At 65.1% G+C, this 21,132-nt stretch carries 15 protein-coding genes; 11 read left to right on the forward strand and 4 right to left on the reverse strand.

What is annotated here, in order from left to right; all coding sequences use genetic code 11:
- Positions 1–482 precede the first annotated feature (482 nt).
- Positions 483–947, reverse strand: coding sequence for a GreA/GreB family elongation factor (locus tag IFT98_RS06200; RefSeq protein ID WP_192047773.1), 465 nt, complete (start codon positions 945–947; stop codon positions 483–485).
- A gap of 122 nt (positions 948–1,069) precedes the next feature.
- Between IFT98_RS06200 and earP the strand changes: the two genes are divergently transcribed.
- The gene (gene earP / locus IFT98_RS06205) at positions 1,070–2,212 is read left to right on the forward strand and encodes an elongation factor P maturation arginine rhamnosyltransferase EarP (RefSeq protein WP_192047774.1); all 1,143 of its coding nucleotides are present in this window, start codon (positions 1,070–1,072) and stop codon (positions 2,210–2,212) included.
- A 49-nt stretch (positions 2,213–2,261) separates the two neighbouring features.
- Positions 2,262–2,831 (forward strand): elongation factor P, encoded by a 570-nt coding sequence (locus IFT98_RS06210; protein ID WP_049858924.1) that lies wholly within the window; start codon positions 2,262–2,264, stop codon positions 2,829–2,831.
- A 198-nt stretch (positions 2,832–3,029) separates the two neighbouring features.
- On the opposite strand, the gene IFT98_RS06215 is transcribed toward IFT98_RS06210, so the two are convergent.
- The gene (locus IFT98_RS06215) at positions 3,030–4,769 is read right to left on the reverse strand and encodes an IlvD/Edd family dehydratase (protein ID WP_192047775.1); all 1,740 of its coding nucleotides are present in this window, start codon (positions 4,767–4,769) and stop codon (positions 3,030–3,032) included.
- A 206-nt stretch (positions 4,770–4,975) separates the two neighbouring features.
- Here IFT98_RS06215 and IFT98_RS06220 point away from each other — a divergent pair, with 206 nt between their 5' ends.
- The 4 genes from IFT98_RS06220 (at position 4,976) to IFT98_RS06235 (ending at position 8,912) form a co-directional block, all read left to right on the forward strand.
- Complete coding sequence (locus IFT98_RS06220) at positions 4,976–6,286, forward strand: MFS transporter (RefSeq protein WP_192047776.1); 1,311 nt, start codon at positions 4,976–4,978, stop codon at positions 6,284–6,286.
- A gap of 21 nt (positions 6,287–6,307) precedes the next feature.
- On the forward strand, positions 6,308–7,297 hold the full coding sequence (araD1, locus tag IFT98_RS06225) for an AraD1 family protein (RefSeq protein WP_192047777.1): 990 nt from the start codon (positions 6,308–6,310) through the stop codon (positions 7,295–7,297).
- A gap of 72 nt (positions 7,298–7,369) precedes the next feature.
- Entirely contained in the window at positions 7,370–7,651 is a 282-nt protein-coding gene (locus IFT98_RS06230; RefSeq protein ID WP_244650883.1) for a DUF5629 family protein, read from the forward strand.
- 103 nt (positions 7,652–7,754) lie between these two features.
- Complete coding sequence (locus tag IFT98_RS06235) at positions 7,755–8,912, forward strand: lactonase family protein (RefSeq protein ID WP_192047779.1); 1,158 nt, start codon at positions 7,755–7,757, stop codon at positions 8,910–8,912.
- Positions 8,913–8,976: 64 nt separating this feature from the next.
- Here IFT98_RS06235 and IFT98_RS06240 read toward each other — a convergent pair whose 3' ends face one another.
- Entirely contained in the window at positions 8,977–12,609 is a 3,633-nt protein-coding gene (locus IFT98_RS06240) for an AAA family ATPase (protein WP_192047780.1), read from the reverse strand.
- Entirely contained in the window at positions 12,606–13,847 is a 1,242-nt protein-coding gene (locus tag IFT98_RS06245; RefSeq protein WP_192047781.1) for an exonuclease SbcCD subunit D C-terminal domain-containing protein, read from the reverse strand. The genes IFT98_RS06240 and IFT98_RS06245 overlap by 4 nt, the downstream gene beginning before the upstream one ends.
- Before the next feature lie 198 nt (positions 13,848–14,045).
- Between IFT98_RS06245 and IFT98_RS06250 the strand changes: the two genes are divergently transcribed.
- The 5 genes from IFT98_RS06250 to IFT98_RS06270 are packed head-to-tail and all read left to right on the forward strand — an operon-like array spanning position 14,046 to position 21,130.
- Positions 14,046–14,135, forward strand: coding sequence for a potassium-transporting ATPase subunit F (locus tag IFT98_RS06250; protein WP_082223535.1), 90 nt, complete (start codon positions 14,046–14,048; stop codon positions 14,133–14,135).
- A gap of 6 nt (positions 14,136–14,141) precedes the next feature.
- Positions 14,142–15,836: a potassium-transporting ATPase subunit KdpA gene (gene kdpA, locus IFT98_RS06255; RefSeq protein WP_192047782.1), complete on the forward strand. Its 1,695-nt coding sequence runs from the start codon at positions 14,142–14,144 to the stop codon at positions 15,834–15,836.
- 10 nt (positions 15,837–15,846) lie between these two features.
- Positions 15,847–17,901 carry a potassium-transporting ATPase subunit KdpB gene (kdpB, locus tag IFT98_RS06260; protein WP_192047783.1) on the forward strand — a complete coding sequence of 685 codons (2,055 nt, stop codon included), beginning with the start codon at positions 15,847–15,849 and terminating at the stop codon, positions 17,899–17,901.
- 16 nt (positions 17,902–17,917) lie between these two features.
- Positions 17,918–18,478, forward strand: coding sequence for a potassium-transporting ATPase subunit KdpC (gene kdpC, locus IFT98_RS06265; RefSeq protein WP_192047784.1), 561 nt, complete (start codon positions 17,918–17,920; stop codon positions 18,476–18,478).
- A 15-nt stretch (positions 18,479–18,493) separates the two neighbouring features.
- On the forward strand, positions 18,494–21,130 hold the full coding sequence (locus IFT98_RS06270; RefSeq protein ID WP_192047785.1) for a sensor histidine kinase: 2,637 nt from the start codon (positions 18,494–18,496) through the stop codon (positions 21,128–21,130).
- Positions 21,131–21,132 lie beyond the last annotated feature (2 nt).

The following is a 21,132-nucleotide window of genomic DNA, read 5'->3' on the forward strand; positions in this document are numbered from 1 at the left end:
TGCCAAGGTACACGCGGTGTACCCGGCCAACCGCGTCGAGGCCGGACGCGGCTTGCACCGCTGCTACAGGGGATCGCAGCGTCAATGTTGCACGCGGTGTGCCAAACAAGCCGCGTTGCACACAGACGCGGCTTGCACCACCCCTGTAGCAGCGGCGCGAGCCGCGTCGGCGGCGCATGCGGTGTATCAGACAATCCGCGTTGCACCCGGACGCGGCTTGCACCGCTGCTACAGGGGATCGCAGCGTCAATATTTCACGCGGTGTGCCAAACAAACCGCGTTGCACACAGACGCGGCATGCACCATTCCTGCAGCAGCGGCGCGAGCCGCGTCGGCGGCGCATGCGGTGTATCAGGAAATCCGCGTTGCACCCGGACGCGGCTTGCACCGCTGCTACAGGGGATCGCAGCGTCAATGCTTCACGCGGTGTACCAGGCAAGCCGCGACAACGGTTCACGCGGTGTGTCTACTTGGGCCGGGCGTCAAAGCACCTCGGTGATGACCTGAACGTTGCCGCCCATGCTGACCTCATCGTCCACGCCCTTGCCCAACAGGCTTTGCCCCAATGGCGAGCGCGGGGTGATGACCATGACCGGGCAGCCTTCGAAATCCAGCTTCAACCCCGCTGCATCGGGCCCCAGGAAAAACCACTGGCGCACGCCGCTTTCCGAATCCAGCGCCACCAGTGCGCCCAGTTCGATTCCTGCCTGAAGATCACGCAACTGCAGTGCGCGGAATTTCGCCAGCCCGTGGCGAATCTCTTCCACACGCCGCGCCTGCCCGGTGGCCAGGTAGGACGCCTCCAACCCGAGCGTGTCGTACTTGTTCTCGGCCACGTTCTCTTCATGGGTCGCGGTTTCATAGGCCGTCTGCGCGGCACGCTGAGCCACGTCCAGATCAATGGTCAGGCGTTCGATGATGGCTTGCAACAGGGCAGGTTTTTTCATGGTTGGACTGATGGTGGGAACGAGCGGGCAATTGTCGCACGAACGGCCTTTAGTGCTTCTGTGCGCGCACGTTTATGCGGACAATAGCCGGCTTTGTGTAAACGTTTGCGTTGGAGTCAGCCATGAAGGCCACCTGGGACATTTTCTGCACGGTCGTGGACAACTACGGCGACATCGGCATCACCTGGCGCCTGGCCCGGCAGCTGCAGGTCGAGCACGGTATGCAGGTGCGCCTGTGGGTCGACGATTTGGTGCCATTCGCCCGTCTGTGGCCTGCCGCCAGCGCCGATCAGTCGCAGCAGTGGCACGACGGCGTGGAAGTCCGCCATTGGCGCGGCGAATGGCAGGCCACCGAAGTCGCCGATGTGGTGGTGGGTGCCTTCGCCTGCAAACTGCCGCCTGAATACGTCGACGCGATGGCAGCCCGCAGCCCGTCCCCGTTATGGTTGAACCTTGACTACCTCAGCGCCGAAACCTGGGTCGATGGCTGCCACGGCTTGCCATCGCCGCAGCCGGGCGGGCTGCGCAAGTTCTTCTTCTTTCCCGGCTTCACCACCGGTACCGGAGGCTTGCTGCGTGAAGCCTGCCTGGTCGAGCGCCGCGAGGCCTTCGAGGCCGATCCCGCAGCACGGCAGACGTTTCTGGCGGGACTGGGCGTCGAGCCCCAGCCCGATGCCCGCCTGTTGTCGCTGTTCGCCTATGAGCACAGCGGGCTGGGGTCGTGGCTGGATGCCCTGGCCGATGACCCGCGCAGCAACCACCTGCTGGTGCCCGAAGGCCGGGTGCTGGCCGACGTGCGCCAATGGTTGGGCGAGGCATTGCTGGACGTTGGCAGCCAGGTACAACGGGGTAGTCTGAAGGTGCAGGTGTTGCCGTTCGTCCGTCAGAGCGAGTACGACCGCTTGCTGTGGTGCTGCGACTTCAATGCCGTGCGCGGCGAAGATTCGTTCGTTCGCGCCCAGTGGGCAGCCGCACCGATGGTCTGGCATATCTATGTGCAGGAAGAATACGCGCACTGGGAAAAACTCGAGGCGTTTCTCGATCGCTACGGCCAGGGCCTCTCGCCCGCAGCTTATGCCGCGTTGCGCGGGCTGTGGCGGGCCTGGAACCAGAGCGTGGAGGGCGCCGACATCGGCCCGGCATGGCGCGAGGCTGTTCGGCACTGGCCGGAACTGGTCGCGCACGCGCGGCAATGGTGCGCCACACAGGCCGCTCAGCCTGATCTTGCAACGACGCTGGTGCAGTTTTACCGAAATTGGCTATGATACGCGGCCTAGATTTTTGTAAATCACCATCCAAATTCGGATATTCGTAATGAAAACTGGTAAAGAACTGAAACCCGGTACCGTGATCCGTATCGACAACGACCCTTGGTTGGTTCAGAAAGCTGAATTCACCAAGTCGGGCCGTAACAGCGCGATCATGAAGACCAAGCTGAAAAACCTGCTGACCGGCTACAAGACCGAAACCGTCTACAGTGCCGACGACAAGCTGGACGACGTGATCCTGGACCGCAAGGAAGCGACCCTGTCGTTCATCAGCGGTGACAGCTACACGTTCATGGATACCACCGACTACACCATGTACGAACTGAACGCCGAAGACATCGAGGCCGTTCTGCCGTTCGTCGAAGAAGGCATGACCGACGTCTGCGAAGCCGTGTTCTTCGAAGAGCGTCTGGTCAGCGTCGAGCTGCCGACCACCATCGTGCGCCAGGTCGACTACACCGAAGGTTCCGCTCGCGGCGACACTTCGGGCAAAGTCATGAAGCCTGCCAAACTGAAGAACGGTACCGAGCTGAGCGTTGCGGACTTCATCGAGATCGGCGACATGATCGAGATCGACACCCGTGAAGGCGGTTCGTACAAAGGTCGCGCCAAGTAAGCTTCCGGCCTGCTTGATCGCGATGCAAAAACCCGACCTGGAGTCGGGTTTTTTTATGGGTGAATGGACCTCGGTGTCACAGACAATCCCTGTGGGAGCGGTCATCGGCCGCGAAAAATCCACCGCGATATACCTGACTCACCGTGGTGCTCTTTTCGCGGCCACTGGCCGCTCCTATAGGCCGGCGGGGCGAGGTGGTCAATGCGAATGCCGCGGCACCTCGGCGCCCCTGCAGCCGACCAGGAAATCGAAGTCACAGCCCTGATCCGCCTGCATCACGTGGTCGATGTACAGCTGCCGATAGCCGCCCACCAGCAACGATTGCGCCGGTGCCTGCCAGTCGGCCAGGCGGGCCTGCAGCTCGCTGTCGGAGATGTCCAGGTGCAACCGCCCGCTGGCGCAGTCCAGCTCGATGAAATCACCCTCGCGGACCACTGCCAGCGGGCCCCCGGCGGCCGCTTCCGGCGCCACGTGCAGAACCACCGCGCCGTAGGCCGTGCCGCTCATGCGCGCATCCGAAATGCGCACCATGTCGGTCACCCCCTGCGCCAGCAGCTTGGCCGGAAGGCCCATGTTGCCGACCTCGGCCATGCCGGGATAACCCTTGGGTCCACAGTTCTTCATGACCAGGATGGAGCTGGCATCCACGTCCAGGTCCGGATCGTTGATGCGCGCCTTGTACATGTCGAAGTTTTCGAACACCACTGCGCGGCCGCGATGGGTCATCAGCGCCGGGGTCGCGGCCGAAGGCTTGAGCACTGCCCCCAGCGGCGCCAGGTTACCGCGTAACACGCAGATCCCGCCGTCGGCCACCAATGGGTTGTCGATGGCACGGATCACCTCGTCCTCGCCATAGATCGGCGAATTCTGCACGTTCTGCCACAGCGACTGACCGTTGACCGTCAAGGCATCCGGATGAGGAATCAGGCTGTTTTCACCCAGACGGCGCAACACCGCTGGCAGACCGCCGGCATAGTAGAACTCCTCCATCAGGAAGCGCCCGGAAGGCTGCAGGTCCACCAGGGTGGGTGTGCCACGGCCGATACGGGTCCAGTCGTCGAGTTCCAGCTCGACGCCGATACGCCCGGCAATCGCCTTGAGATGGATCACCGCATTGGTCGATCCGCCAATAGCCGCATTGACCCGGATGGCGTTTTCGAACGCCTCTTTAGTCAGGATCTTCGACAGGCGCAAGTCTTCGCGGACCATCTCCACCGCCCGCATGCCGGACATGTGCGCCAGCACATAGCGCCGCGAATCCACCGCCGGAATGGCCGCGTTGTGCGGCAGCGAGGTGCCCAGCGCCTCGGCCATGCAGGCCATGGTGGAGGCCGTACCCATGGTGTTGCAGGTACCGGCCGAGCGCGACATGCCGGCTTCGGCCGACAGAAACTCGTCCAGACTGATCTGCCCTGCCTTGTACGACTCGTGCATCTGCCAGACGATGGTACCAGCACCGATGTCGCGGCCCTTGTGCTTGCCGTTGAGCATCGGCCCGCCCGTGACCACGATGGCCGGCACGTCGCAGCTCGCCGCGCCCATCAGCAGGGCAGGGGTGGTCTTGTCGCAGCCGGTGAGCAGCACCACGCCGTCGATCGGGTTGCCGCGGATGGCTTCCTCGACGTCCATGCTGGCCAGGTTGCGGGTCAGCATCGCCGTGGGCCGCAGGTTGGACTCGCCGTTGGAGAACACCGGGAATTCCACTGGGAAGCCACCGGCCTCGATCACGCCACGCTTGACGTGTTCGGCAATGGTACGGAAGTGGGCGTTGCACGGCGTCAGCTCGGACCAGGTGTTGCAGATGCCGATGATCGGCTTGCCGTTGAACTGATGGTCGGCAATGCCTTGGTTCTTCATCCAGCTGCGGTACATGAAGCCATTCTTGTCAGCCGTACCGAACCATTGGGCCGAGCGCAGGGGCGTTTTGTTATCAGGCATGGTGGCTCTCTTATTGTAAGACTTGTTTTTGTGTATGCCCTCAAAATAGGCCATTGAAAGGGGGATTGGAAGAGCTTGTTTAGCAAATAGTAATACTATAAAGTCGATTTCAAAGAAGGTTGCAGGTTTGCCGAAGCGCCGACGAGCGTCCGTTGCAGCTTTCCCACAACAACAACCATAAGAACAAGAACGTGGAGATCGATCCCATGAGCCAGGAACTGGGGCTTATACGCCGCATCACCTTCAAATTGATTCCGTTCCTGATCCTGCTGTACCTGATCGCCTACGTGGACCGTTCCGCCGTGGGCTTCGCCAAGCTGCACATGGGCGCGGACGTGGGCATCGGCGATGCGGCCTACGGCCTGGGTGCCGGGTTGTTCTTCATCGGCTACTTTCTCCTGGAAATTCCCAGCAACCTGATGCTCGAACGCTTCGGCGCACGCCGCTGGTTCGCGCGCATCATGATCACCTGGGGCGCCATCACCATCGGCATGGCGTTCGTCCAAGGGCCGCACAGCTTCTATGTCATGCGCTTTCTACTGGGCGCCGCCGAAGCGGGCTTCTTCCCTGGCGTGCTGTACTACATCACGCAATGGTTTCCGGTCCGTCATCGCGGCAAGATCCTCGGCCTGTTCATTCTTTCCCAGCCCATCGCCATGATGATCACCGGGCCCGTGTCCGGTGCACTGCTGGGCATGGACGGCGTACTCGGTCTGCACGGCTGGCAGTGGCTGTTCATCGTCATCGGTACCCCGGCCATCCTGCTCACCTGGCCGGTGCTGCGCTGGCTGCCCGACGGCCCGCAGCAGGTCAAATGGATGAACCAGGATGAAAAGAACTGGCTGGCCAGCGAACTCGAGAAGGACCTGCAGGCCTACGGGCAGACCCGTCATGGCAACCCGCTGCATGCGCTCAAGGACTTTCGCGTGTTGTTGCTGGCGCTGTTCTACCTGCCGGTGACCTTGAGCATCTATGGCCTGGGCCTGTGGTTGCCGACCCTGATCAAGCAGTTCGGCGGCAGCGACTTGACCACCGGTTTCGTGTCGTCGATGCCCTATGTATTCGGCATCGTCGGTCTGTTGCTCATCCCGCGCAGCTCGGACCGCCTCAACGACCGCTACGGGCACCTGGCCGTGCTGTACGTGCTGGGCGCGGTCGGCCTCTTCCTCAGCGCCTGGCTGAGTGTGCCGGCGGCGCAGCTGGCGGCTTTGTGCCTGGTAGCGTTCAGCCTGTTCTCCTGCACGGCGGTGTTCTGGACCCTGCCGGGCCGTTTCTTCGCCGGCGCCAGTGCGGCGGCGGGTATCGCCCTGATCAACTCGGTGGGCAACCTGGGTGGCTACATCGGGCCGTTCGTGATCGGCGCGCTCAAGGAATACACCGGCAACCTGGCCAGCGGCCTGTATTTTCTCAGCGGCGTGATGGTGTTCGGGCTGCTGCTGACCGCAGTGGTCTACCAACTCCTGGAGCGCCGCCACGTGCTGCCGGCCGATGCGTTCGCCGCCAGCGCCCGTTCCTGAATCCAGCAAGAGGAAGCAACCATGCATCTGGTGCAATTTGAATTGAACGACGGTCAACGTCGGGTCGGTCTGGTCGATGGCGACCGCGTGCACGAAGTGCGCGGCGCTGACAGCGTTCGCGAGTTGGCCATGACGGCCATCGCTGCGGGCCACGGCCTGGCTCAGGCGGTAGACGGGTGTGGCCTGGGTGAGCACCATGACTACGCGCAGCTGCTCGAGCAGGGCCGTATCCTTGCGCCCCTGGATCACCCCGACCCGGCCCATATGCTGGTGACCGGCACCGGCCTGACCCACTTGGGCAGCGCCGCCACCCGCGACAAGATGCACCAGCAAAGCGGTGACGCCGCCGTTACCGACAGCATGAAGGTATTCCAGTGGGGCGTGGAGGGCGGCAAGCCTCGTGCGGGCCAGCCCGGCGTGCAGCCGGAGTGGTTCTACAAAGGTGATGGCAGTATTGTCGTGCGGCCTGGCCAGGCGTTCCCGGTGCCGCCGTTTGCCGAAGACGCCGGCGAAGAGCCCGAACTGGGTGGGTTGTACGTAATCGGCCCGGATCGACGGCCGTATCGCGTAGGGTTCGCCCTGGGCAATGAGTTCTCCGACCACGTGATGGAGCGCAAGAACTACCTTTACCTGGCCCATTCCAAGCTGCGCAGCTGCAGCTATGGCCCCGAGCTGCGCGTTGGCGAACTGCCCGAGCATCTGTCCGGCACCAGCCGTATCCGCCGGGCTGGCGAGGTGATCTGGGAGAAGGAATTTCTCAGTGGCGAAGCGAACATGTGCCACAGCTTCGACAACCTCGAATATCACCATTTCAAGTACGCGCAGTTTCTCAACCCTGGCGATGTGCACGTGCACTTCTTCGGCACCGCCACCCTGTCGTTCGCCGACGGCGTCGTCACCCAGCTGGGTGACCAGTTCGAGATCAGCCTGCCCGCCTTCGGCGCGCCGCTGGTGAACAGCGTCGGCCAGGCCGAGGCCGCCTTCACGCCGGGCAGCGTGGGCATCCTGTAGCACGCGCGGGCGAGCAGGCCAGAGGCGCACATCGCGGTTATCATGGTCGGACATCACCCCGGAGATCCGACCATGAGCCTGCCTATCGCGCTGCAAACCTGCAACATGCTGCTGATCGACACCCTGCACGCCTTCGACTTTTCCTTCGACGAGGAACAAACCCTGCACATCCAGTGCATGGACGGCCGCGAGCTCAAGCGCTGGCAGTTCACCCTGCCAGAGCAGCAGGCCGCTCAGCCAGACGCCGAACCGAACAGCTTCGTCATCAGCCAGGCCGGCGTCTCGCACCAGCTGACATGCCTCAGTGCGTTCTCGGCCCGCGACGATAAAGATGAAGATGAAACCCAGGCTTGAACGCTGCGGTCTGTAGAGACCGATCCACGTTCGCTCCTGCTGCCGCTACAACATTCGGTGCCACGAAAAATCGGCCACTCACAACAGGCTCGGAGAGACCTTCATGAAGCGAGTTCTGCTATCTATGCTTGTCAACGGTTTGGCCCTGACCTCACTGCACGCCGGCGCTGCCGACAAATATGACCTGCTGGTAGGCACCTATACCCAGGGTGCCAGCGAAGGCATCTACCGCTATGCCTTCGACAGCACCACTGGCCAGATTGAGGCGCAGCCACGGCAGACATTCAAGAGTTCCAACCCATCCTGGCTGACCTTGTCCAAGGACCAGCGGCGCCTTTTCGTGGTCAATGAAAACGGACCCGGGCAGAAAGAGGTAGTCGGCAAGGTCACCAGTTTCACGGTGGACGGCAAGACCCACGAACTCGGCCAGGTCAGCCAGGTCGCGACCCGCGGCGATGAGCCGACCCATTCCAGCCTGAGCCAGGACGGGCGCTACCTGTTCGTTTCCAACTATGCCGTGAATGCCAACCCAGGTGGCAGCCTGAGCGTGTTCAAAGTGGCCGAGAACGGCACGCTCAGCGATGTAGTGCAGCAACTCAAGCACGTTGCCAGCCAGGTGAATCCCGAGCGTCAGGCGGGGCCGCATGTGCATTCGGTGGTATCGCTGCCCTCTGGCAACTACGTCTATGCCAGCGACCTGGGCGCCGACCGCGTGTACGTGTACCGCTACCAGCCCGAGTCTGCCGAGCGTCCACTGGTGCCGGCGCAACCTGCCTCGGTCCAGCTGCCGGACGGCAGTGGCCCGCGTCACCTGCTGTTCAGTCGCGATGGCAAGCATGCCTATCTGACTCTGGAAATGAGCGGTCAACTGGCCATGTTCGACGTGCGGGACGGCAACCTGGTACGCCAGCAGTTGCTCGAACTGGGCACTGTCGGCAAGCAAAGCGCAAGCGGCGCGCTGCACCTCTCGGCCGATGGCCGCTTCCTCTACGTGAGCAACCGCGGCACGGCGAACCAGATGCTGGTGTTCAGCGTCGCGGCCGGCAGTGGCCAGCTCAAGGAGATCCAGCGTCGCGAGGTGGACGGCGATCACCCGCGCGAATTCACCCTCGATCCTACCGGCCACTTCCTGCTGATCGCGAACCAGAAAAGCAACCAGATCACCGTGCTCAAGCGCGATGCGAGCACCGGCATGCTCGGTGAGACGGTGCAACGCTTCGCGCAGGATGCCCCCTCGGACGTGAAATTCCTGACCCAGTGATGCTTTGCGGGTGCTTCCCGGCTGCGCGACCATTCGCGCAGCCGGGGATACGCTGCACCAGGCCCTAGCCGGTGACCTGCACGCTGCTCAAGCCGTTGCCCAGACGACGCACTTGAATCTGCACCGGAATGCGTTCGTGCATCTCCTGCACGTGGGAAATCACCGCCACCTTGCGACCCTGCGCTTGCAGGCCGTCGAGAGCATCCATGGCCAGTTGCAGCGACTCGGGGTCCAGGCTGCCGAAGCCTTCGTCGATGAACAGCGATTCGATGCGCAGCGTGCTCGAGGCCATCGAGGCCAGGCCCAGCGCCAATGCCAGCGAGACGAGGAACGTTTCCCCGCCCGACAACGAATGCACCGAGCGCAGCTCGTCGCCCATTTCCGTGTCGAGTACCAGCAATCCGAGCATGCTGCCGCCGCGCTTGAGCCGGTAGCGCCGCACCAGTTGGCGCAGTTGCACGTTGGCGTGGTGCACCAGCAGGTCGAGGTTGTAGGCCTGGGCAATCTTGCGGAAGCGATCACCCTCGGCCGAGCCGATCAGCGCGGCCAGTCGCGCGCAGCGCTGGTAGTGCGCATCGGCCTCGGCAATCTGCGTCTGCAGGGCCTGATTGGCGCCATGCCGGCGCTGGTCTTCGGTCTGCCGGGCACGCAGTTCGGCGCAGTGGTGTTCCTGTCGTTCGACGTCGAGCAGCAGGGCGGCGTGTTGCGTGTCCAGTGTTTCGGCACTGGCGATCGCGTCGACCTGGGTTCGATGGGTGTGCTGGCGTTGTTCGCGTTCGTGCAAGCGGATCCGCGCCTGCTCCAGGTTCTTTTCACTGGCTAGCACGCGGTTGCGCAAGTCATCGGCTTGCTGCGTATCAATGCCGAGCAGAACGCGCAAGCCCTCGTCGTCAAGCTGCGGGTGCTGTTCGCGCCAGAGGTGCAAGGCGTGCTGCACATCGGCCAGTGCTTGTTGCAGCTGGCTCTGCTGTTGGCAGTCAGCGTCCAGCGCACTGCCGGTTTGCACTGTCTCGGTCCGCAGATCCTGCTGCTGGCGGTCGACCTGCCGTTCCTGCAGGCGCGCCGCTTCGACCTGGTCGTGCAAGGCCGCCTGCCAGGCGGAGGCTTGTGAGTACTCGCCCAACCACTCGCGCAATTGCGCCTCGCACGCCTGCAGTTGCACAGACAGCGCCTCGACGCGCTGGCGTTGCTGCTCGCAGCTGGCTTGATGGCGGGCGTGCTCGCTGCGGGCCTGTTCGATGCGGCGCGCGCGGGTGTCGAACTCGGCCTGTTCCTCGTCCCGCTGCTCGATCTGCGCCAGACGCTCGCCGATGCTCTGCTCCAGCGCCATGAACGTCTGCGCCGGTTGCTCGCGCAGGGCCTGCAGGCGTGCGGCGGGCAACTGGCTGGCCAACGCCTGCAACTCTTCGTCGAGCCGTTGCTGATCGGCGTCCACGTGGGCCTGGTGCGCCTGCAGCGTCTGCCGAGCCTGCTGGCTGGCTTCCCGAGCCTGCGCGACTGCGCGCTGCAAGGCGGTTGCCTGCTGTTGCAAGGCCAGCAGGCTGGTTTGCTGTTGTTCATCCTCGTCGATGAGGCGCGCATGGGTCGCCAGTGTGTCGCGCAGCCATTGGGCCGGCTGCTCGTGCTCATCGAGGGCAGGGTAGAGCGGATGCTGCGCGAGCTGTGTGTCGGACTGCTGCTCGAGCAACTGTTGCTCTTGAACCTTGAGCTGCTTGTGCTGCTCGATCAGTGCGCCGACTTCGGCGCGCAGCTCGGCCAGGCGCTCGGACAGCGTCTGCAGTGCGCCGCGGGCCTGCTGCTCTTCGCCTTCGTCATGTGCCGAGAGTGCCTGCAGCAGTGCCTGCGGCGCATGATACGGGTGCTCGACGCTGCCGCAGACCGGGCAGGGTTGCTCGGGTTGCAGGCGTTCGCGCAGCTGTTCGACGCTTTCGCTGCGGGCCAGCCGTTGGCGTTCGAGCAGTTGCAGGGTCAGCTTCAGGGCGTGTTCGGCCTGTTCGTGGGCCGCGCGGACCTCAAGCCCCTGAGCGGTCAGCTGCTCGCGCCTGGCCAGCAAGCCGGCCTGCTGCTGACGTGTTTGTTCAAGGCGTTGCTGCAGTTCGTCGCGGCGCTGCCACAGCCGTTCGAGGGTTTGCACACTGCGCTGCTCCAGGCGTTGCTGCTGCAGGCGCTGGGTCAGCTGCTGCAAGCGCTCGGGCAGTTGCTCGGCGCTGCACGGGGTGTTTTCGAACACACGCGCAAGGCTGCTCTGGTGCTGCTCGAGGGTCGCCTGGGCGTCCTGCGCGTGTGCCTGCAGCGCCGGCACTTCGGCCAGGCCCTGGCGCAGGCGGCTGCTCAACGTGACCACCTGTTGCAGGCGCGGCAGGTACGCGCCCCAGGTCGCGGTCAACGGCGCCAGCTCGGCGCTTCGTTCGAGCGCATCGGCAACCTGCTGCAAGCGTTTGCCACTGTCCAACTGCTGCTGTTCCATACCCAGCAGGGATTGCTGCCCTGAACCAAGCTGTCGCTCGGCCTCGGCCAGTGCCGGCATCAGCGGTTCGATCTCTGCCTGCCAGCGGCCACGTTGCGATTGCTCGTCGAAGGCCTGTTGCAGCAACGGCTGCGCCTGGGTCTGTCGCGCCAGCGCCTGGTGCAGGGCGTGGCCCGCCTGTTCGCGCTGTTCGTCCAACTGTTGGCGTTGTACCTGTTGCTGCTGCTGTCGCGAGCGCAACTGCTCGATACGTTCGGCCAGGGGGTGGAGCTGCGCCTGCAGTTCCTGTCGGCGGCCGAACAGATGGCGCTGCGGTGCCAATTGTTCCAGCAGCTGCAACTGCAGGCGCTGTTCGGCACCGGCTGCCCAGGCCTGGGATGCGTCTTCGACCTGCTTGCGCGCGGCGTCGCAGTCGTCCGTCAGGCGGCGATCCTGCTGGTGCCACTGCTGCTGCCGTTCCACCTCCTTGAGGCGCGCTTGCTGCTGGCGCAGTTGCTCGCTGGCGCTCTGGAACTCCTGGTCCAGGGCCGCACGGGCCTCGACGGGCAGCGGCGCGATACCGGTGGCCTGGTCCTGCCAGTGCTTGAGCTGCTCGCGGGCATCGCGGCTCTTTTCGAACGCGCGCTTGCCCAGGCGGGTGTACAGCGCCGTGTCGGTGAGTTTTTCCAGCAGTTCGCTGCGCTCGTTGTCATCGGCCTTGAGAAAGGCACTGAACTCGCTCTGCGCCAACATCACCGCACGGGTGAACTGTTCGAAGTTGAGCCCCAGCCGGGCCTCCAGCAACTGCTTGTATTCACCTTTCTGACTGGCCAGCAGTTGGTCGTTGTCCAGATCGCGCAGCGACTGCCGGCTGTTCTGCAACTTGCCGCCGGGTTTGTCCCGTGCCCGGTTGGCTTCCCAGCGCGCTCGATAGCGACGAGCGTCGACGCCGAGGAAATCCACTTCCGCATAGCCTGCCCCGGTACCCCGGCGCAGCAGCGTACGCGGGTCGTAACTGCCGATCTCGCCGTCGGCGTCCGGCACCTTGGCGCTCTGCGACGCGTTGCCCAGGCGCGGCACGGCGCCGAACAAGGCCAGGCACAGGGCATCGAGCAACGTGCTCTTGCCCGCGCCGGTGGGGCCAGTAATGGCGAACAGACCAGCACTGGCCAGTGGTTCGGCAGTGAAATCCAATTCGAACGGGCCGGCCAGCGAGGCCAGGTTCTTCAGGCGAATGGCCAGGATCTTCATGGGGTTTCGCCCTCCAATTGCACTTCCTGCAACAACTGAGCAAAGTCATCCAGGGTCTGTTCGTCCACCTCGCTGCCATAGCTGTCCAGCCAGGCGCGGCTGAACAGTTCGTGGGGGCTGAGCTGATCCAGTTCGATCAAGGCGCCGACGTCTTCGCTGTCGGCGTTGGCTCGCCCGGCGTACTCGGCGGCGATCCGCACCAGACGCACGGCCTTGCCTTGCAGGGCGGTTTCGATGTGCTGGCGCAGGTCCGGTTGTGGCTCGTCGAGTACCACTCGCACTTCCAGCCAGGGGTAGCCCAGGAGGTCGGCCAACAGGTCCACGTCCGGCAGTTGCTGTAACTGTTCGCGCACCTGCGGCAAGGGCGCCGGGCCGATGCGCAGCAGGTCGACGGCGCGTGGGATGAGGATCGGTTCCACACTCATCAGTTGCTCGCCAGCGCATTCGATCTCGAGGATCTGATGCGGGTATTCGATTTCGGAAAATGACAGCGGGATGGGTGAACCGCTGTAGCGAATGCGCGATTCGCCGTTGACCTTCTGCGGCTTGTGCAGATGGCCCAAGGCAACGTAGCTGATGCTGGCATCGAACAGGCTGGCCGGCAGGGCCTCGGCGCTGCCGATCACCAGGCTGCGCTCGGACTCCATCGACACCGAACCGCCGGCCATGTGCGCGTGGCTGATGGCAATCAGTGCCTGCCCTGGCGAGCGCCGGGCATTGGCGGCGGCAATCAGCATTTCGTGCACGCGGGCGATGCCCTGCAGGTAATCCTCGCCCAAGGCTGCGCCGGTCACTTCCGCGGGGCGCAGGAAGGGCAGGGCCAGGCACCAGGCCTGCACTTCGCCCTTGGCATCGGGCAGCGGCAGCAACAGCCGTTCGCTGTCGAGGCGGCCATCCTCGAGCCACATCACCCGGCCCAGCGCGTGGGTACGCAGGCGGCGCATCAACGGCCCGGGCAGTTCGATGCGCGAACCCGAGTCATGGTTGCCGGCGATCATCACGATGGTCAGCTGCGGCTGTTGCTCATGGGCGCTGACGATGAAGTTGTAAAGGCGCTCCTGCGCGCGCACGGGCGGGTTGACCGTGTCGAAGATATCGCCTGCCACCAGCAGCACGTCGGGTTGGCGCTCGGCGAGCTGGCGCAACAACCAGCGCAGGAAGCTTGCGTGTTCGAAGTCGCGCTCCTGACCGTGCAGGCTTTGGCCGAGGTGCCAGTCGGAGGTGTGGAACAGGCGCATGAAGGCTCCAGGGGGCAGGGAAGGCCGCCATGATAGCCGTTCGGCCCCGACGTTCCCATGCGCCGCGCTTGGCAGGATGTGACCCACCGATCTTTACGCGTTCTTTACGGCGCCGCCGGGGTATCGATCTCGCGCCTTTACGCCCAGGCCTCGGAGAATGTCGGCAAGCGGCGCCCGCCGTGCCTGGAGATATTGCTCATGTCTGTTCTGGACGGCCTGTTCCTGCTGCTGGCCATCGGCTTGTTCGTGTACCTGCTCGTCGCCCTCTTGCGCGCCAGTGGAGGCTAGTCGGTCATGCACAGTCACGATTTCGCATTGATAGCGGCCTTCCTCGCCCTGGTGTTGCTGCCCGCGCCCTGGCTCGGACGTTTCTACTACAAAGTCATGGAAGGCCAGCGCACCTGGCTCAGCGTACCGCTGCAGCCAGTGGAAAGGCTTTGCTACCGGTTCGCCGGTATCGACCCGCAACAGCAGCAGAGTTGGCAGCGCTACGCCCTGGCTCTGCTCGCCTTCAATCTGGCCGGGTTCGGCGTGCTGTTCGCGCTGCTCATGCTGCAAGGGTACCTGCCGCTCAATCCCCAGCACCTGCCTGGCCAGGAGTGGACCCTGGCGTTCAACACCGCGGTCAGCTTCATGGCCAACACCAACTGGCAGGCCTACAGCGGCGAAACCTCGCTCAGCTACCTCAGCCAGATGGCCGGGCTGGGCGTGCAGAATTTCCTCAGCGCCGCAACCGGCCTGGCCGTGCTGGTAGCGCTGTGTCGCGGCATCAGCCGGCGCTCGGCCAGTACCCTTGGCAACTTCTGGGTCGATGTGACCCGCGCCACCCTGTATGGCCTGCTGCCGCTGGCGCTGCTGCTGGCCGTTTTCCTCCTATGGCAGGGCGTGCCGCAGACGTTCGCCCCCTATGTGGATGCGCTGACCCTGCAAGGCAACGCGCAGACCATCCCGCTCGGCCCGGCTGCAAGCCAGATCGCCATCAAGCAGTTGGGCACCAACGGCGGCGGATTTTTCGGGGTCAACTCGGCGCATCCGTTCGAGAATCCCACGGCTTGGAGCAACCTGTTCGAATTGACAGCCATTCTGACCATCCCGGCAGCCCTGGTCTTCACCTTCGGCCATTACGTCAAGGACCTGCGCCAGAGCCGGGCGATTCTGGCCTGCATGCTGACCCTGTTGCTGCTGGGCATCGGGCTGTCGCTGTATGCCGAGCAGCAGCCCAACCCGCTGCTGGCCAGTGCCATGGTCGAGCAGGCCGCCCCGCTGGAAGGCAAGGAAAGCCGCTTCGGCACCACCGCCAGTGTGCTCTGGTCGGTGACCACCACGGCCGCCTCGAACGGTTCGGTCAACGCCATGCACGACAGCCTCAACCCGCTCTCCGGGATGGTCGCTCTGGTCAACATGATGCTCGGCGAGGTGATTTTCGGCGGTGTCGGCGCCGGTCTCTACGGCATGCTGCTCAACGTGCTGCTGACCGTGTTCCTGGCCGGACTGATGATCGGTCGAACCCCTGAGTACCTGGGCAAGAAGCTGCAGGCACGCGAGGTCCGCTGGCTGGTGGCGAGTCTGCTGGTGATGCCGGTAGGCGTGCTGGTGCTCAGCGCCATCGCCGTCAGCCTGCCGGGGCCGGCGAGCGCCGTGAGCAATCCGGGCCCCCATGGCTTCACGCAGTTGCTGTATGCCTACACCTCGGCCAGCGCCAACAACGGTTCGGCTTTCGCCGGCCTGTCCGCCAATACCGCCTTTCACAACCTCATGCTGGGCCTGGGCATGCTGATCGGGCGCTTCGGCTACATCCTGCCGGTACTTGCCCTGGCCGGAGCGCTGGCCAGCAAGAACGCCAGTGCGCCCAGCGCCGACAGCTTCGCCACCCATGGCCTGCTGTTCATCACCCTGCTGACCGTGACCCTGCTGATAGTGGGCGGCCTGACTTTCCTGCCGGTGCTGGCCCTGGGGCCGATCGCCGAGCATTTGAACCTGTATTTCTGAGGCCTGGACAATGAACCGATCGACCGTTGCCGCTGCCACGCAACCATCACCGCCCGCCGGGGCCACCCTGAGTGCCTTGTGGCGACCGGCGCTGTTGCAGGCCTTCGTCAAGCTCGACCCGCGGCGACTGCTGCGCAGCCCCGTGCTGTTGGTGGTGGAGTTGTGCGCTGTATTGACCACCGGCCTGTGCCTGCTGCCTGACCCGGCGGTGCCGGCCGGGGTCGCCGTGCAGATTGCCGTGTGGCTGTGGTTCACCCTGCTGTTCGCCAATTTTGCCGAAGCCTTGGCCGAGGGCCGCGGAAGGGCACGGGCAGACAGCCTGAAGGCCGGCAGCCAGGGCTTGCAAGCACGCCGACGGTGCGCCGACGGCAGTTTCGAAACCGTTGCCGCCACTGTCCTGCGCAAGGGCGATGTGGTGCGCGTCGAAGCCGGGCAGATGATCCCCGGCGACGGCGAGGTGCGTGAGGGCATTGCCGCGGTCAACGAGGCCGCCATCACCGGCGAATCGGCACCGGTGATCCGCGAATCGGGCGGCGATCGCTCGGCGGTCACCGGCAACACCCTGGTGGTGTCCGACTGGCTGCTGATCGAGATCAGCACCGACCCCGGTGAATCGACCCTGGACCGGATGATCGCGCTGGTGGAAGGCGCGAAGCGCCAGAAGACCCCCAACGAAGTGGCGCTGGACATCCTGCTCATCGGCCTGACCATGGTCTTCCTGCTGGTGGTGGTGACCCTGCAGCCCTTCGCCCGCTTCTCCGGGCACAGCCTGCCCCCGGTGTTTCTCCTGGCATTGCTGGTCACACTGATTCCGACCACCATCGCCGGCCTGCTGTCGGCCATCGGCATCGCCGGCATGGACCGCCTGGTACGCCTCAACGTCGTGGCCAAGTCGGGGCGCGCGGTGGAAGCGGCCGGTGACGTTCATGTGCTGCTGCTCGACAAGACCGGCACCATCACCTTCGGCAACCGCCGGTGCAGCGCTTTGTACGCCGCCCCCGGCGTCAGCGATGCGCAAATGGCCGAAGGCGCGCTGTTGGCTTCGCTGGGCGATGAAACGGCGGAGGGGCGTTCGGTGGTCGAGTTCATCCGTCCGTTGTTCAGTGTCGACGAGCCGCCCGCCGAGCGCTGGCAGTCGGTGCCGTTCAGCGCGCAGACGCGCCTGTCCGGCGTCGACCTCGACCAGCAGTGCTACCGCAAGGGCGCAGTCGACTCGTTGCTGGCCTACATCGGCCACTCCAGGGCGCAGCTTCCGGCCGCACTGGCCGACCACGTCGAGCGCATCGCGCAAAGTGGCGGCACGCCCTTGCTGGTGTGCCGAGACAAGCAATTGCTGGGGGCGATCCACTTGAAGGATGTGGTCAAGCCGGGCATTCGCGAGCGCTTCGAACAATTGCGCAAGCTGGGCATCCGCACCGTCATGGTGACCGGCGACAACCCGCTCACCGCTGCGGCCATCGCCGCCGAAGCCGGCGTCGACGATGTGCTGGCCGAGGCCACGCCGCAGAAGAAACTGGCGCGCATTCGCCAGGAACAGGCCGACGGGCGGCTGGTGGCGATGTGCGGCGATGGCGCCAACGACGCACCGGCGCTGGCCCAGGCTGACGTCGGCGTAGCAATGAACGACGGTACCCAGGCCGCACGCGAGGCGGCCAACATGGTCGACCTGGACAGCGACCCGACCAAGCTGCTGGACATCGTGCGCATCGGCAAGGAACTGCTGGTGACCCGCGGCGCGCTGACCACCTTTTCCATCGCCAACGACGTCGCCAAGTATTTCGCCATCCTGCCGGCACTCTTTGCCGCGGTGTACCCGTCCCTGGGTGTGCTCAACGTGATGAACCTGGCCAGCCCGCAGAGCGCGATCCTTTCGGCCATCGTTTTCAACGCCTTGATCATCATCGTGTTGATTCCCCTGGCCCTGCGCGGTGTGCGGGTGCAGGCCAACAGTGCTGCGCAGTTGTTGCGGCGCAACGTGCTGATCTATGGCCTGGGTGGCCTGGTGGTGCCCTTCATCGGCATCAAGGCCATCGATATCGTCCTCACCGCATTGCACCTGGTCTGACCCTGGAGCTTGAATGATGAACAGTTTGTTGCGTCCGGCCTTGAGCCTGATTCTGTCGATGACCCTGCTCACTGGCGCGGCCTATCCGCTGTTGGTATGGGCAGTCGGGCAATGGGCGTTTTCCGCCCAGGCCAACGGTAGCCTGGTGCGTGACGCGCAGGGCGAGGTGCGTGGCTCGACCTTGCTCGCGCAGGCCTTCACGGGCGAGCGCTGGTTCCATTCACGGCCTTCGGCGGCGGGCTACGCCACGCTCGCCAGCGGTGCGAGCAACCTGGCGCCGAGCAATCCCGCGCTGGGCACGCGCGTGCTGGCGCAGGCCGATGAACAGTTCGATGCACAGCAGGGGCCTGTTCCGCTGGCGCTGTTGACCACCTCGGCCAGTGGCCTTGACCCTCATCTGCCGCCGACGGCGGTGAATTATCAGGTGCCAAGGGTGGCACGCGAGCGCGGCCTGGCCGAGTCAGCCCTGCGCGCGCTGGTAGAGGCACATACCCAAGCGCCCCTCATCGGCCCGGCCGTGGTCAACGTGCTGGCTTTGAACCAGGCGCTGGATCGGCTACCGTCGCAGTCCCGATGATGACGAGCCTGCGCCATGAGTGATTCCGGCCGCGCCGATGCCTTGCTGGCTGCCTTGCCCAGCACTGGGCGTGGGCGTTTGAAAGTGTTTCTGGGCGCCGCCCCCGGCGTTGGCAAGACTTACGCCATGCTGCAGGCCGCCCATGCCCGTCAGCGCCAGGGCGTCACCGTGCTGGCCGCGGTGGTGCAGACCCACGGTCGCGCGGAAACCGAAGCGCTGCTGGTCGGCCTGCCTCAGCAGGCGCTGCTGCGTTGCCAGTACCGCGATGTGATGCTGGAGGAAATGGACCTGGACGCGGTGCTCGTTGCCCGCCCGGCCCTGGTGCTGGTCGACGAACTGGCGCACAGCAATGCCCCCGGCAGCCGCCACGCCAAGCGCTGGCAGGACGTGCAGGAGCTGCTCGCCGCCGGTATCGACGTCTACACCACGGTCAACGTGCAACACCTGGAAAGCCTGAACGACCAGGTGCAGACGATCACTGGCGTGCAGGTGCGCGAAACCCTGCCCGATTGGGTGGTGCAGGAAGCCGACGATCTGCTGCTGGTCGACCTGCCGCCGCGCGAGCTGCTCGAACGCCTGCGCGAAGGCAAGGTGTACGTACCCGAGCAGGCGCGCGCGGCCATCGACGCGTTCTTCACCCAGACCAACCTCAGCGCCCTGCGCGAGCTGGCCATGCAGACCGCGGCGGCCCAGGTCGACGACGATCTGCACGAAGGTTATCGCAGCCTCGGCCAGCAGGCACCCAGCGTCCGTGGACGGCTGCTGGTGGGCATTGCCGGCGACGAGCAGGCCGAGCGCCTGGTGCGCCACGCCAGCCGCGTCGCGCGTCGTCGCCATCTGCCGTGGTCCGTGGTTCATGTGGATAACGGCGCGCTGCTCGACGAAGCGGCGCGCCAGCGCCTGCAGCTGGCCCAGCAGATGGCCGAGCGCCTGGGCGGCGAGGTGGTCGAGCTGCGCGATGCGGAAGTGGCCAGGACCTTGCTGCAGCATGCCGCCGACCGTCGCGCCAATCTGGTGCTGGTCGGCCAGTCGCGCCGACGCCGCTTCGGCGCGGGCCTGGCCGAGCGCTTGCTGCGCCAGCCCAGCGGCATCGAGATCAACGTACTGGCGCGGACTCAAGAACATCCGCCGCAACCGCGGCGTGCGCGGCCCGTTGGACGCTGGCGCGAATATGCCCTGGCGGTGACCGCCACGCTGCTGGCCAGCGGACTGGCCTGGGCGGTGGCGCAGGTGCTCGACCTGCCCAATATCTCTCTGGTGTTTCTCGCTGCGGTGTTGCTGGTGGCGGTACGCAGCAGCCCGGGCCCGGCGCTGAGCTGTGCCGCGCTGTCGTTCCTGGCGTACGACTTTCTGTTCATTCCGCCCAACTTCTCCCTGAGCATCCAGCGTCAGGAAGACGTCTTGACCCTGTTGTTCTTTCTGCTGATGGCGGCGCTCACGGGCAATCTGGCGGCCCGCCAGCGTCAGCAGCTCAGTGCCCTGCGCGAAACCCAGGCGCACACTGCGCAACTGCTGGAGCTGTCCCGGCTGCTGGCGGCGGCGACCGACCGCCAGGCGGTGTTCAGCGCGGCCGCGCAGCATCTGCAAGGGTGGCCCGGTCTGGACGTTTGCCTGCTGCAGCATGGCGAGCAGGGCTGGAAGGTGGCCCACAGCAGCACAGCGCAGTTCTCGACCACCGAACTGGCCGCCGCGCAGTGGGCCGGCAACCACGCCCAGCCGGCCGGGCTGGGCACCGCGACGTTGCCGGCCGGGCGCTGGTGGTGGTTGCCGGTGACCCTGGAAGGGCAGGTGCTGGCGTTGCTGGCGGTGAGCGAACGGCAGGCCGGGCGGCTCGACGGCCATGGCCGACGCCTGCTGGAGGCGCTGGTGCAGCCGGTGGCCCAGGCACTGGCGCGGGCCAACCTGGCCCATGATCTGGAGGCGGCGCGCCTGCACGGTGAAACCGAACAGTTGCGCAGTGCCTTGCTGGCCTCGGTGTCCCATGACTTGCGCACACCGCTGACGGCCATGCGCGGCAGCATCGACAGCCTGCTGGCCCTGGACACGGCACTGGCGCCGGCCGATCGTCAGGCCTTGCTCGAAGTCACCCGCGACGAAGCCGAGCGCCTGGACCGCTACATCCAGAACCTGCTGGACATGACGCGCCTGGGCCACGGCGCGCTCAAGCTGGCTCGCGACTGGGTGGCCGCCGGCGATATCGTCGCCAGCGCGGTGGCTCGATTGCGCGCACCCCTGGCGCCGTTGCAGGTGCAGGTGCAGGTGCCCGCGCAACTGCCCCTGCTGCATGTGCATGCGGCACTGATCGAGCAGGCCTTGGTCAATGTGCTGGAGAATGCCGCTCGGTTCTCGCCGCTCGGCGGGCGACTGCAGGTGTCGGCCAGCGTGCGCGACGACAGCCTGGTGCTTGCGGTCAGCGACGAGGGCCCCGGCATTCCCGAAGCCGAGCGAGCGAAGATATTCGATATGTTCTATACCGCTGCCCGGGGTGATCGGGGTGGGCAGGGCACGGGGCTGGGCCTGGCGATCTGCCAGGGCATGGTCGGTGCCCATGGCGGTCGTGTCGAAGTGACCAGCGGCATTGATGGCCATGGCACCTGCATCGCCTTATGCTTGCCACTGCGCGCTCAACCGGGTGCGGAGCCGGATACCTGAGC

Origin of the sequence: Pseudomonas sp. CFBP 8770, from assembly GCF_014841705.1 — a bacterium.
GTDB lineage: Bacteria > Pseudomonadota > Gammaproteobacteria > Pseudomonadales > Pseudomonadaceae > Aquipseudomonas.